The sequence below is a fragment of the Bradyrhizobium sp. Ec3.3 genome, assembly GCF_000472925.1.
Lineage (GTDB): Bacteria > Pseudomonadota > Alphaproteobacteria > Rhizobiales > Xanthobacteraceae > Bradyrhizobium.
Genome location: NZ_KI421479.1, coordinates 350519 through 364202 on the forward strand (window position 1 = coordinate 350519; position 13684 = coordinate 364202).

At 64.6% G+C, this 13684-nt stretch carries 8 protein-coding genes and 1 pseudogene; all 9 read left to right on the top strand.

Annotated elements, in window-relative coordinates; all coding sequences use genetic code 11:
* Window positions 1-26: 26 nt before the first annotated feature.
* A complete protein-coding gene (locus YUU_RS0148890; protein ID WP_027528658.1) occupies window positions 27-1490 on the top strand; it encodes an FAD-binding oxidoreductase in 1464 nt (487 codons plus the stop codon).
* A gap of 97 nt (window positions 1491-1587) precedes the next feature.
* Window positions 1588-2100: a peptide-methionine (R)-S-oxide reductase MsrB gene (gene msrB / locus YUU_RS0148895; protein WP_027528659.1), complete on the top strand. Its 513-nt coding sequence runs from the start codon at window positions 1588-1590 to the stop codon at window positions 2098-2100.
* Between the two features lie 189 nt (window positions 2101-2289).
* Window positions 2290-4089: a flagellar hook protein FlgE gene (locus YUU_RS0148900; protein WP_027528660.1), complete on the top strand. Its 1800-nt coding sequence runs from the start codon at window positions 2290-2292 to the stop codon at window positions 4087-4089.
* A 38-nt stretch (window positions 4090-4127) separates the two neighbouring features.
* On the top strand, window positions 4128-5996 hold the full coding sequence (gene flgK / locus YUU_RS0148905) for a flagellar hook-associated protein FlgK (RefSeq protein WP_027528661.1): 1869 nt from the start codon (window positions 4128-4130) through the stop codon (window positions 5994-5996).
* Window positions 5997-6046: 50 nt separating this feature from the next.
* Window positions 6047-7915 carry a flagellar protein gene (locus YUU_RS0148910; protein WP_027528662.1) on the top strand — a complete coding sequence of 623 codons (1869 nt, stop codon included), beginning with the start codon at window positions 6047-6049 and terminating at the stop codon, window positions 7913-7915.
* A gap of 215 nt (window positions 7916-8130) precedes the next feature.
* A complete protein-coding gene (locus YUU_RS0148920) occupies window positions 8131-9744 on the top strand; it encodes a hypothetical protein (protein ID WP_027528663.1) in 1614 nt (537 codons plus the stop codon).
* Between the two features lies 1 nt (window position 9745).
* On the top strand, window positions 9746-10996 hold the full coding sequence (locus tag YUU_RS0148925) for a RimK family alpha-L-glutamate ligase (RefSeq protein WP_027528664.1): 1251 nt from the start codon (window positions 9746-9748) through the stop codon (window positions 10994-10996).
* Window positions 10993-12501 carry an aspartate aminotransferase family protein gene (locus tag YUU_RS0148930; protein ID WP_027528665.1) on the top strand — a complete coding sequence of 503 codons (1509 nt, stop codon included), beginning with the start codon at window positions 10993-10995 and terminating at the stop codon, window positions 12499-12501. The genes YUU_RS0148925 and YUU_RS0148930 overlap by 4 nt, the downstream gene beginning before the upstream one ends.
* A 529-nt stretch (window positions 12502-13030) precedes the next feature.
* Window positions 13031-13684, top strand: a pseudogene (locus YUU_RS62240) (hypothetical protein); the annotation flags it as partial.

Below are 13684 nucleotides of genomic sequence, written 5' to 3' on the forward strand. Positions count from 1 at the left end.
CCTGACCGGTGCCTTAAGAAAACGACATGAGCGAGACTTACACAAGCGTGTCCCAGGAAGAAGCCGGCTTTCGCGAGCGCGAGCGGCTGTCGTTCGATCTCGACGCCGACATCTGCGTGATCGGCGCGGGGCTCGCCGGGCTCACGATCGCGCTCGAGGCGGCCCGGCTCGGGGCCAGCGTCGCGGTGCTGGAGGGCCGGCATGTCGGCTGGAACGCCTCCGGCAACCAACTCGGCACCGTGATGCCGGGTTTTGCGCTGCCGCTCGCCGACCTGATCGAGCGCATCGGTTTCGAGGACGCGCGCGAACTCTGGGCGCTGTCGAAGGAGGGCGCCGAATTCGTGCGCGCCAACGCCACGGAGGCGACGATGCCTGGGATCGGCGTGAGCGACGGCGTGCTCGAGGTCTCCAATGTCGATGCCGGCGACCGGCTGATCAGCCGGCTCCAGATGCTGAACGAGGATTTCGATACCGAGGCCGAAGGCTGGCAGGCCGACCGCGTGCGCGCGGTGCTCAAGACCGACCGCTACTTCCACGGTGTCTACTATCCGAGGGCGTTGCAGGTCGACGGCCGGAAATATGTCCACGGGCTCGCGGCCTTGGCGCGGCGGGCCGGCGCGCGCATCTTCGAAGACACCCCGGTCGTCAGCATCGATCATTCCGGCATCCGCAAGCGCATCGTGACTCCGTCGGCGCGCCTGCGCGCAACGCATATCGTGCTCGCCGGCAACATCCATCTCGGCGCGCCGCTGAAGCGCCTGTCGGACACGCTGCTGCCGGTCTGGCGCTATGCCGGAATCACCGCACCGCTCGGCGAACGCCTCTCCGAGATCCTCGCTTTCAAGGGATCGGTGATGGATACCGACGGCATCGACCATTTCAGAATCGTCGATGGCGATCGCTTGATGTGGGAAAGCCCGGAAACCACCTGGGCCGCAAACCCGCAACGTTTCGGCGGCGCGATCAAGCGCCGGATCCGCACGATCTTCCCGGATCTCGGCGAGGTCGAGATCGCCGAAATGTTTGGCGGGGCCACCGGCCATACCGTGCACGGCATGCCGCAGATCGGGCAGCTCCGCAAAGGCCTGTGGGTGGCGAGCGGTTTTGGCCGCCAGGGCATGAACACCTCGGCGATGGCCGGACAGCTCATCGTCCGCAGCATCCTGCGGGGCGACGAGCGCTGGCGTCTGTTCTCGCCGTTCGAGCTGGTCTGGGCGGGCGGGATCACGGGGCGGGCCGCCGGCCAGCTGATCGGGCTCTGGGGCAGGGCGAGCTCGGCCGCCGCCGGCTCGCTTGCCCGCTACCGCGAGCGGGCGCGGGTGAAGGAGCGGGAGCGCGACGCGAAGCTGGCTGAAGCCAATCGGGCCGCCGGCACGGGTCCGCGGCGCGCGCCGCCCGGCGCGGTTCGCCCGGTTCGGCCGGCGCCGGCGCCGGAACCGGTGCCTCATGCCGAGGAGGCGGTGCCGCAGGAGCAGGGCGTCTCGCAATAATTTGAGAAAAAACTCCGCCTGACGGTGTAACGTCGCGCGTTGAAGCCCGTATCTCAGCGCGTGGACAGGTGAAAAGTCCCCTCGCACGGAGAAAGAGATGTTTGACCGCCGCATCCTGTTGACGTCCGTCGCCGGCCTGTTCGGCCTGACGGCGTTCCGCTGGCTGAGAGCGACCCCGGCCAAGGCTGGAGAGAAGGCCGCGGAGAAATTCGAGATCGAGAAGACGGAGGCCGAGTGGCGCGCCCAGCTCACGCCTCAGCAGTACGAGATTTTGCGCAACCACGGCACCGAGCGGCCCGGCTCGAGTCCGCTTCTGAAGGAGCATCGCAAGGGCGTCTTCGCCTGCGCCGGCTGCGATCTGCCGCTGTTCGCGTCCGACACCAAGTTCGAGAGCGGCACCGGCTGGCCGAGCTTCTACCAGCCGATCGAGGGCAATGTCGGCAAGACCGAGGACCGCACCTACGGCATGGTCCGCACCGAGGTGCATTGCCGCCGCTGCGGCGGCCATCTCGGCCACGTCTTCGATGATGGTCCAAAGCCCACCGGATTGCGCTACTGCATCGACGGTTTTGGGCTCGTTTTCCACCCCGCGGCAGCGTCCGCGACGTAAGGGGTGTGCCCGGCAATTGTTGCCGGCCCGGCAATTGTGCCCCGGTCTCACGGCCGGGGCATGTCTATTTAAATATTTGATTTCACTGAAATACCCGCATTGGCATAGGCCTTGCGACGTCTCCTTCGATTGCGGCCAAGAGTCGCGAACGGTCGGCCGGCCGTCGGAATCGAATTTGGAGACAAAGTTATGGGTATCTTCGATGCAATGAACACTTCGGTGGGTGGCCTGCAGGCGCAGTCCTACGCGCTTCAGAACATTTCCGGCAATATCGCGAACTCCTCCACCACCGGTTACAAGGGCATCGGAACCAGCTTCGAGGATCTGATTCCCAACTCCGAGGTGCCCAGCAAGCAGGTCGCCGGCGGCGTCACCGCGCACGCGCAGGCAACGATCACGACCCAAGGCACGATCTCGGCATCCAGCGTCGCCACCAACATGGCGATCACCGGCGACGGCTTCTTCTCGGTGGAGAAGGCTACCGGCGTCGTCGACAACGTGCCGGTGTTCGACGGCGTCACCTATTACACCCGCCGCGGCGACTTCCAGGTCAATGCCAACGGCAATCTCGTCAACGGCGCGGGCTACTATCTGATGGGCGTCTCGGTCGATCCGAAGACCGGCAATCCCACCGGCAGCGTGCCGACAGTGCTGCAATTCCAGAACAACTTCGTCCCGGCGCAGGCCACCACGGCCGTCCAGTATGCCGCGAACCTGCCGACAACGCCGAACACAGTGGCGAGCTCGACGGCGGCGAGCGGTTCGCTCGTGGCCTATGGCGGCCTCAATCCTGCCGACTTCGCGTCGAGCCCGTTGCCGTATCTCGATCAGACGGTCACCGGATCGGCCGTCAACAATAAGGCTTCGACGCCTGTTCCCATCACAGCCGCGACGAAACTGTCGGGTCCCGCGAACAGCGACTCGTTGACGACCAACTTCGCCGCCGGCGATACCATCGTGGTTGACGGCATCACGATCACTATCACCACGGCCGGCACCGGCCTGCAGGACTCGACGCACGTCCGCGCGGACGACACTGTCGGTGATCTGCTCACGGCGATCGGTGGGATCACCGGTGTGGCGCCGACGATCAGCGGCAGCGGCGCCATTACACTCCACACCGGCGCCATGCAGGACCTCAGCATCACGAGTACAGCGTCCGCCTTTTCCCCTTCCGCGCTCGGTTTCACGAGCCCAGTATCGCTGGCACGCGCCGCCAATCCCAGCGGCGGCACCGTGATCGGAAACGACATCGCGACTTTCACCAAAGAATCCATCAGCGGCGGCGCGGTGACGGCTTACAACGCGGCCGGCACGCCGGTGAATCTGCAACTGCGCTGGGCCAAGGTCGACAGCGCGTCGCTTGGCGCCGGGCACGCCGATACCTGGAACCTGTTCTATCAGGCCGATCCCAGTGCCACCAACACGAAGGTCGCATGGGTGAATACCGGCACCAATTTCACCTTCGCAAGCGATGGCTCGCTGGCCTCGCCGACCGGCTCGGGCATCACCATCAATAACGTCACCGTCGGTGGGCAATCGCTGGGCTCGGTAGCATTCAATCTCTCCGCCGGCTCGCTGACGCAATATGCGAGCTCGAGCGGTGCCGTGACCATCAACACCATCACGCAGAACGGCTACGCCGCCGGCCAGCTCCGCTCTGTCGCCGTCAACAATAATGGCCTCGTGGTCGGCACCTTCTCCAACGGCCAGAACCTCGATCTCGCCGCGGTGACGCTCTCGCACTTCAATGGCACCAACTACCTGAAGTCGCTCGACGGCGGCGCCTATGCAGTAACCGACGAGTCCGGCCCGGCGATCGCCGGCGCCTCCGGCACGATCAGCGGCTCGTCGCTCGAGGGATCGAATACCGACATCGCCGACGAGTTCACCAAGCTGATCGTGACCCAGCAGGCCTACTCGGCCAACACCAAGGTGATCACGACGGCGAATTCGATGGTGCAGGATCTTCTGAACGTGTTGCGCTGATCAGCGCTCACGCAGCGTAACCAGAGGCGGGCAGTAACATGGGTTTGAGTTCATCCCTCGCCAGCGCAATGAGCGGCCTGCGTGCCAACCAGGCCGCGCTTGCGATCGTCTCCTCGAACGTCGCCAACGCGCAGACGCCGGGCTACGTCGTCCAGACGCCCAATCAGATCGAGGTTACCTCCGGCAGTTTCGGATCGACGGTTCTGACCACCGGCGTCAGCCGCGAGCTCGATCTCTACGTGCAGGGTCAACTGCGCACCGAGACCGGGGGCAGCGGCTATGCCGACCAGATGGCCAGTATCCTGGGCCAGCTGCAGAACGTCTACGGCACCCCAGGCGGCGACGGCACGCTGGAAAGCGCGCTCAATCAGTTCACGACCGCGCTGCAGTCGCTGTCGACGAGCGGAGGTTCGCTGTCGGCGCAATCGGTGGCGGTGACCGCGGCGCAGTCGCTGGCGCAGCAGCTCAACGCCACGAGCAACGGCATTCAGACGCTGCGCTCCAATGTCGAGCAGGACATCGGCGCTACGGCGCAGCAGGCCAACACTGCAATGGCGCAGATCGCCGACATCAATACCAAGCTGCAGAGCCTGACTGCGAACGACCCATCGGCTGCGACGCTGATGGATCAGCGGGATGCTGCGATCAACTCGCTGTCGAAGCTCGTCGATGTCCGTGTCGTCACAGACAGCTCTGGCCAGGCCAACGTTTTTACCAGCACCGGTATCCAGCTCGTCGGCGCCGGGCTCGCCTCGCAGTTCACCTTCTCCTCACCAGGCGCACTCACCGCAAACTCGCTGTACGACCCTAACTCGGTCAAATCCGGCGTCGGCACTTTGAGTATCAAGCTGCCGAACGGCTCGGCGACCGACGTTGTCGCCAACAATGTTGTCTCTTCGGGCCGGCTTGCCGCCGACCTCAAGCTGCGCGACCAGACGCTGGTCCAGGCGCAGAACCAGGTCGACCAGCTTGCCGCGACGATGGCGAGCGCGTTGTCCGACAAGACCACTGCAGGCACTGCCGTGGCCGGACCGCCGTCCGGATTCGATCTCGACGTCTCGAACGTGGCGCCGGGCAATACTGTCAACCTGACCTACACGGACACGGCGACCAACACCCAGCAGCAGATATCGATCGTCAACGTGACCGATCCGGCGGCGTTGCCGTTGCAGAATGCCGCGAACGCCAACCCGCTGCGCGTCGGTGTCGATTTCTCCGGCGGCATGGCCTCGATCGTATCGCAGCTCAATTCCGCGCTGGGCGCAAACCATCTCCAATTCTCCAATCCGTCCGGCACGACGTTGCGGGTCGTGGACGACGGAACGGGCTCGGCCACCGTCAACGCCGCCTCGGTGACGAAGACGATCTCGTCGCTGACCTCGGGCAATCCGCAATTGCCGCTGTTCACCGATGGCACCGCGCTCTATACCGGCGCCATCGCCTCGACCGGCCTGCAGATGACCGGTCTTGCCGGGCGTATCGCGGTGAATTCGGCGCTGGTCACCGACCCCACCCGGCTTTCGGTCTATAGCACCTCGCCCGTGACGCCGGCAGGCGACACCACGCGCTCGGATTTCCTCTATTCGCAGCTCACCAATTCGGTGTTCTCCTATTCGCCGCAAACCGGGCTCGGCTCGTCGAGCCAACCCTTCAGCGGCACCGTCCCGAGCTACCTGCAGCAGTTCCTGAGTATCCAGAGCAACGCCGCGACCCAGGCGAAGCAATTGCAGCAGGGCCAGAGCGTCGTAGTCTCGACGCTGCAGGAGAAGTTCAATTCGACCGCGAGCGTCAATATCGACACCGAGATGTCGAACCTGATCCAGCTCCAGAATGCCTACGCCGCCAATGCCCACATCATGTCCGTGGTGCAAAGCATGATGAACACCTTGCTCCAGGCCCAGGGGTGAGAAGCGAAAGCGTGATGCCCGAGTGTAACAAAGCGTAGGGTGCGGAAAACATGTCGATCAGCAGCATTAATTATTCCTCGTCGGTTCTTGGCGCGCAGATCCGCAACATCAACCAGCAACTCACCGACCTCTCGACGCAGCTTTCCTCCGGCAAGCTGTCGCAGACCTATTCGGGCATGGGCAACAATGAGGGCTTTGCGATCGCCGCGCGAACGCAGCTTTCGAACATCTCTGCCTTCACGGACACGATCAGCAACGTCAACATCAACGTCAACCTTGCCAACACCGCACTGCAGTCGCTGGTGTCGATGCGTAACACGACGCAGTCGGCGGCGGCGAGCACCAACCAGGATATCAATTCGGCCGGTCAGACGGTCGCGCAGCTGACCGCGGCGGCGCAGCTCCAGTCCATGGTCGCGGTGCTCAACACGCAATCGGCCAACCACTACCTGTTCTCCGGCACCGCACTGAACACGCCGTCCGTGGCGAGCGCCAGCAACATCATCAACGGGACCACCACTCAGGCCGGCCTGAAGCAGGTGATGGCCGAGCGCCAGCAGGCCGATCTCGGCACCAGCGGCATGGGGCGGCTCGTGCTGAGCCAGCCTTCGGCGACGTCGGTGCAGGTCGCGGAGGACGTTGCAGGATCGCCCTTCGGGCTGAAGCTCGCTGCGGTCTCCTCGACGTTCACTGGCGCCACCGTGACGGCTCCGAGCGGCTCGCCGGTCGCGGCCTCCGTCGACCTCGGCGCCACCAATCCCAACAACGGCGAAAACGTGAACTTCCAGTTCACGCTGCCCGACGGCACGAGCGAGCAGATCACGCTGACCGCAACCACCACGACGCCGGTACCGGTGGGCAGCTTTGCCATCGGGGCCACTCCGACTGCAACTGCAACCAATCTCAACAACGCGCTGAATAGCGCGATCAGCACGCTTGCCAACACGTCGCTGGTGGCTGCATCGGCGATAGAGGCCGGCGATAATTTCTTCAACACCGATGGCTCGGCGACGGGCGGCGCCAAGAACAACAAGGCGGCGCCGCCGGCTCCAATCACCGGCGCCACATTGCTGTCGGGCACGGCGCCTTCGGACTCCATCGGAACCAATCTTGCCGTCAATGACACCATCACGGTCAACGGCACGACGCTGACCTTCGTGGCGTCAGGCGCCACCGGCAACCAGCTCAACGTCACCGACAGCATCCAGACCCTGCTCAGCAAGATCGATCAGATCACCGGCACCTCGAAGCCGTCGACCGTCCATGGCGGCGTCATCACCATCAACACCAACGACGCGGCGAGCCTGAACATCACGAGCTCGAACAATGCGGCACTCGGCGCGCTCGGCTTCGGTGCGACGGTGACCGCCGCGACTCCCCCGCTGCGCGTCGGCAGCGTGCCGTTCGGTTCGGCGACGACACTGGTCAACGGCTCGGCCAATACGGTCAAATGGTACACTGGCAACTCCGGACCGGGCCCGGCGCGCTCCACCGCGCAGGCCCGGGTCGACGACTCCGTCACCGTGCAATACGGCGCGCAGGCCAACGAGACCGCGATCCGCTCGGCGCTGCAGGCGGTCGCCGTGTTCTCGACGTTCTCGACCTCGCCAACGGGCATGAATTCGCCCGGACAGATCTCGGCCCTGAGCTCGCGGGTGACGCAGCAATTGCTGCCGCAGCCCGGACAGCAGAAGATCGAGGACATCCAAGCGGATATGGCGATGGCCCAGAGCACGATGAAGGATGCCTCTGCCCGCCAGACCCAGGCTAAAGCAACGCTGCAGACCATCGTCGACCAGACCGAAACGGCCTCGCCCGACCAGGTGGCGAGCGAAATCCTGGCACTGCAGAACGCGCTCCAGGCCTCCTACCAGACCACCGCGAAGCTCGCGGATCTGTCGCTCGTCAAGTTCCTGTAAGGGAGCGTTAAGGCTCCATTAACCATGCCTGTTTACCTCTTGGTGAGGATTTGAGGCGTGGGGCCGTCGATGTCGGACAAGATGCAGCTCGTGGTGGCGCCCCCGTGCCTCGTCGGCCGGGTGTCGAGCATCTGCGCAAGCTCGGTCTTTGCGCAACAGCGACGTCACGTTGCAATTCGCACTGATCGCAGTCGCCGCGGCGTGAGCGGTCCGAGATGAGCGTCGGCGCGTCCCGCTGGCGGACTGAAGATGGTCCGCGCTACGGCCTACGCGACCTCTTTACGCCGCTTGAGGCGCTGCTCGTATCCGGCGGAGATCAGCGGCTGGCGATAGATCCCGTCACCCGCCTGAGCGACTACGGTTGCGCGCCGGAGCCCACGCCCGAGATCTGGAATTTCGCTTCTTCGACAGCATCGTCGATCTCCGAACGCGCCTATCACCGGGCGGCGCTGGCGCGCGAAGAGCTGGTGCACAAAACGTTGTTCGACGAGGTCGAGGTCGCATTCGATGCGCGTAATGAAGACATGCGCGACGAGTTGCGCAGCCACCTGCAGCTCGCCCCGCGCGTCGATATCGTGTTCTCGCCCTCCGGCACCGATTCCCAGCTCCACGCGCTGTTCCTGGCCCGCGCCACGCTCGGCGCGCCGCCGGTGACGATCGTTGTCGGCTCCGATCAGACGGGAAGCGGAACCGTCTATACCGCGCGCGGGCGTCACTTCAGCACCAGAACGGCGAGCGGATTCGCAGTTCGCAAGGATGGTGCGATCGCGGACCTGGGCTGTGACAGCATCGCGCTGCCGCTTCTTGATGCCGCCGCGGATCTCGGACCGCGACCCGACGCGGACTCTGCCGTGCTTCGAGCGATCGAGACCACGATCGGGCAGGGCAAACGCGTGCTGCTGCAGATCATGGATTCTTCGAAGCTCGGCTGGCGCGCGCCGAGCGAAGCCTGTCTCGACGAGATCGCCAGGCGCTGGCCCGGCAAGGTCCAGATCGTCGTTGATGCCTGCCAGATGCGGCTCGGTCTAAAGCGGCTGCGCTCCTACCTCGACCGCGGCTATATGGTGCTGATCACGGGGTCGAAATTCTTCGGCGGTCCCGCCTTCAGCGGCGCGTTGCTGGTCCCGAAGGGATTGTCGCGCAGGGTCGACCGGGGCGTCGACGCGGCGCCCGGCTTCTCCGACTATGCCAGCCGCAGCGATTGGCCGATGGGCTGGGCCGCGCTGCGCTCACGCTTCGACAGCCGGCCGAATTTCGGGCAGTGGCTGCGCTGGGAGGCGGCGCTCGAGGAGATCGGCGGCTACTATGCCGTGCCGAGTCCGTTCCGCGCGAAAGCCCTTGGCGAGCTCAGGGCCGGCATCGAGAGCATGATCGCGTTGACGCCGTCGCTCGGCGCGATCCGATCGGATGCGGGACATGCCGGAGTCGATGACGAGGAGTTCACCCATCCAACGGTGTTTCCCTTCACGCTCAACCGTCACGGCAAGCTGGCCGCGATCGCCGACTACAACGCGCTCTATCGCACGTTGGCGCGCGACATGAACGACGAGATCAAGGGTAGCGCGATGGACCGGCAGGTCGCCGCGCAACGCTGCCTCATCGGCCAGCCGGTTCGGCTGGAGCGACCGGACGGCGCAGTCTCCTGCGTGCTCCGCCTGTGCGTCGGCGCGCAACTGGTGACTGAAGCCTGGTCGGCGGACGCTGGAGATGCGCAACGGAATCTGCGGCGCATTCTCGACCGTATCGCCCATGTGCTGGTCAAGATCGAGCTGTTGCTCAACCGCGCCGACACCGCGGCACCTTTCATTCTGTCTGCGTCCGGAGCGTGACATGCAGCATCGTGCGTCTCAACCGATCGGCCTCACCGTGCCGCAATATGCCGACCGTATCGGCTTTGCGCGCTTGACGCATCAGGCCTTCGATGGCGTCGATCTGCGTCCCTTGCGCGACCGGTTCGTCGCCAAGATTGCGGAAGGAACGGTGCAGGCAGGCGAGGTGCTCGATCTGTCGCTGATCACTCAGCTCCTTGGCGACAAGAAGACGGGGCTTGCGATGCAGGCGGAGGTGCTCGCCTTCCATCAGCTGTTTCGCTCGCCCTGCGCCGTTGCAAAGCCCGCGCTACGCGTGCTCGCGCTTGCTGCAGCTATCGACATGGGCGGCAATACCCCGATCGAATTCCTGCTCGAGAGCTCGGACATCGAGCTGTTGACGCTCTACGTCGTCAAGGGCGTCGGCCTGCCGGAGCCGCTGCCGGATCACGACGTCGCCATCGTCGTCGCATCCGATTCCGAGGAGTGCCGCGAGGCGCTCGCGGCGATCGACGATGCTGCATCGCGCTGGCCGCGGCCGCTGCTAAACCGTCCGGACCGCATCGCCAACCTCGATCGCGACAAGCTGCATCGGCTGCTCGCCGGCGCGGCAGGCCTCGACATCCCCGCGACGGTCTGCGCGACGCGCGCGCAATTGTCGGATCTGTCGCAAGCGCGGATCCGGTGCGAGGACATCACGAGCGAGTTGCACTTCCCGATGATCGTGCGGCCGCGCGGCACGCATGCGGGCGTGGGACTCGCGAAGATCGACGATGCCGCGGCGCTGGCGGATTATCTGCCCGGGCGGCAGGAGCAGCAATTCTTCGTCGCGCGCTTCGTCGACTATTCCAGTGCCGACGGATTGTTCCGCAAATATCGTCTCGCCATCGTCGACGGCCGGCCCTACGCATGCCACATGGCGATCGCCGACCGTTGGGACATCTGGTACCTCAACGCCTACATGGCATTCAGCGAAGAGAAGCGCGCGGAGGAAGCCGTCTTCATGCGCGACTTCGATACTGCCTTCGCGAGCCGTCATCGTGCTGCGCTCGACGAGATGATCGCTCGCGTCGGACTCGACTATTTCACAATCGATTGTGCCGAGAACAGACGCGGCGAGCTTCTGATCTTCGAGGCTGACAACACGGCCGTGGTGCACAACATGGATTCGCCGGACTTGTTTCCGTACAAGCAGCCGCAGATGCACAAGATCTTTGCCGCGTTCACGGCGATGCTGTCGCGACATGCGAGGGCGGACGGGAGCGTGGCATGAACGAGATCGTTCGGGGCGATATCCAGAGCGCGCTTGCAGGGACTTCGCTCGATCCGCAGGATTGGAACGCGTTTCGCGCGCTCGCCCACCGCATGCTGGGCGAGACGATCGATTCGATAGCCAATGTGCGCGAGCGGGCGGTGTGGCAGCCTGCGCCGGACAGCGTTCGCGCGCAATTGAAAGCGGATGTGCCGCGCGGGGCAGCCGATCTCGGCGATGTCTATCGCGAGTTCTCCGACGTGATCGCGCCTTACGCGACCGGCAACGTCCATCCCGGTTTCATGGGGTGGGTGCATGGCGGCGGCACCGCGGTGGGCATGCTCGCGGAGATGCTGGCGGCCGGGCTCAACGCCAATCTCGGTGGCCGCGATCACATGCCGATCGAGGTCGAGCGGCAGATCACCGCATGGATGCGCGAGCTGTTCGGCTTCCCGCAAGATGCGAGCGGCATCTTCGTCACGGGAACGTCGATGGCGAACCTGATGGCGGTGCTGGTGGCGCGCACGAACACGCTGGGCACGCTTGCGCGTCAGCACGGCATCGGCAATGACGGTGCGCTGCTCACGGCCTACACGTCGAAGGCGGCACATGGCTGCATCGCGAAGGCGATGGACATCGCGGGGCTCGGCACCGATGCGCTGCGCCAGATCGATGTCGATGCCGAGCATCGCATCGACATCGCTGCACTGCGCGCGCAGATCGCCGTTGATCGCGAGGTTGGCTTCAGGCCGTTCCTCGTCGTTGCGTCGGCCGGCACCGTCGATATCGGCGCCATCGATGATCTCGCCGATCTCGCCCGATTGTGCCGCGAGGAGGGGATCTGGTTTCACGTCGACGGTGCGTTTGGTGCGCTCGCGATTCTTTCACCTGAACTTGCGCCGCGCCTTGCCGGCATCGAGCTTGCGGATTCCATCGCGCTCGATTTCCACAAATGGGGGCAGGTGCCCTATGACGCCGGCTTCCTGATGGTCCGCGACGGTGACAAGCATCGGCAGGCCTTTGCGCAGCCTGCGGCCTACCTGCGGCGCGAGGCGAGGGGGTTGGCGGCGGGCTCGCACTGGCCGTGTGATTTCGGGCCCGATCTGTCGCGCGGCTTCCGCGCGCTGAAGACCTGGTTCACGCTGAAGACCTTCGGCACTGACAGGCTGGGCGCCATGATCGCGCGCACCTGCGCGCTCGCCAAATATCTCGAGACGCGCATTCTCGCCGAGCCGCGGCTCGAACTGCTGGCGCCGGTCAACCTCAACATCGTCTGCTTCCGTTATCGCGCGACCGATGCCGACGAGATCAATCGCGAGATCGTCGCTGATATCCAGGAGTCCGGGATCGCGGTACCGTCGAGCACGACGATCGACGGCAACCTCGCGATCCGTGCGGCGGTCGTCAATCACCGCACGGACACGATGGACATCGATGCGCTGGTCGCCGCGGTGCTGGATTTCGGCGCGCGGCGCTCGGGCGACGGCCTGATCGAGATCGACGCACCGCCGCTTGCGGCGCAGTAATCTCTTGCACGATCTGAAATGAAGTCGGCCCCGGAGACGATCCGGGGCCGATCTCGTTTTGTGCAGAGAGTGCACGCCGATCAGGAGACAAGTGCTCAGGCCGCGGAGCTGACATTGCCGTTGGGGCGCATTGTTTCGTATTGCTTCCGCAGCTTCGCTTCACAGGTGATGCGTTCGTGTGGTGTGAGCTCGACTTTTGAGGGGCGTGCCTGTTCTCCATCAACGCTTCGGTAACGAGCGACTGTCGGGCTCCGCGCGAAGATGGCTGCCGGCTGCGGCATGCGAGCCATTGCTTCTGCAACATGTTCGTTGCTTGTTAACCACGATGACTGGCGCGATCTGCGATCGCCTTCGATCGCAGCAGGTGTTTCCGAGCGATCTTCACCCTTCTTAAAGCATGAGCTTCGAAGCCCGCCGGTATCCGGGGCATCCTACCGGTCAGATTCAGTTTTCGTTGATCAGTTGCTTCGTAGCGTCGGTGTACTCGGCCAAGAAGGCCGAAGTTGCGTAACGCCAGAAAGGTTGTTTCATGTCTCTCTCCAATATCACTCTGTCCGCCGCAGTCCGCCAGAACCTGCTCTCGCTGCAGGGCACCGCTGACCTGCTCGCGACCACGCAGGGCCGCCTTGCCAGCGGCAAGAAGGTCAACAGCGCGCTCGACAACCCGACCAACTTCTTCACCGCCGCCGGCCTCGATGCNCGCGCCAGCGACATCAGCAACCTGCTCGACAGCATCGGCAACGGCGTGCAGGTGCTCCAGGCGGCCAACACCGGCATTACCTCGCTGTCGAAGCTGGTCGATACCGCCAAGTCAATCGCCAACCAGGCGCTTCAGTTGTCCTCGGGCTATACCACGAAAGCTAACGTCTCCATCGCCGCGCCGACGGGCGCCGGCGCGCTGGGCGTCGCGGGTACGGCAACCGATCTGACCAACGCGGGCACCAACTCGCTGGAAGGCAAAACGCTGNTCTTCAAGACGTCTNCGACTGCCTCGACCACGCTGACCATCAGCAGCACGGCCGGTGCCGGCAACGTCAACTCGATCAGCAGCCTCAACTCGGCGCTTTCGGCGGCAGGTATTCAGCTGACCGCTAGCCTTAACACCAACGGCTCGCTGACCTTCACCTCGAGCAACGATGCCGCCTCCCAGACCATCACGGCCACAGGCACCTATGCCGCTCCG

Bases quoted from the DNA above. Each gene is read 5' to 3' on its own strand.
- YUU_RS0148890 (WP_027528658.1), top strand. From the start codon at position 27: ATGAGCGAGACTTACACAAGCGTGTCCCAGGAAGAAGCCGGCTTTCGC.
- msrB (WP_027528659.1), top strand. From the start codon at position 1,588: ATGTTTGACCGCCGCATCCTGTTGACGTCCGTCGCCGGCCTGTTCGGC.
- YUU_RS0148900 (WP_027528660.1), top strand. From the start codon at position 2,290: ATGGGTATCTTCGATGCAATGAACACTTCGGTGGGTGGCCTGCAGGCG.
- flgK (WP_027528661.1), top strand. From the start codon at position 4,128: ATGGGTTTGAGTTCATCCCTCGCCAGCGCAATGAGCGGCCTGCGTGCC.
- YUU_RS0148910 (WP_027528662.1), top strand. From the start codon at position 6,047: ATGTCGATCAGCAGCATTAATTATTCCTCGTCGGTTCTTGGCGCGCAG.
- YUU_RS0148920 (WP_027528663.1), top strand. From the start codon at position 8,131: ATGAGCGTCGGCGCGTCCCGCTGGCGGACTGAAGATGGTCCGCGCTAC.
- YUU_RS0148925 (WP_027528664.1), top strand. From the start codon at position 9,746: ATGCAGCATCGTGCGTCTCAACCGATCGGCCTCACCGTGCCGCAATAT.
- YUU_RS0148930 (WP_027528665.1), top strand. From the start codon at position 10,993: ATGAACGAGATCGTTCGGGGCGATATCCAGAGCGCGCTTGCAGGGACT.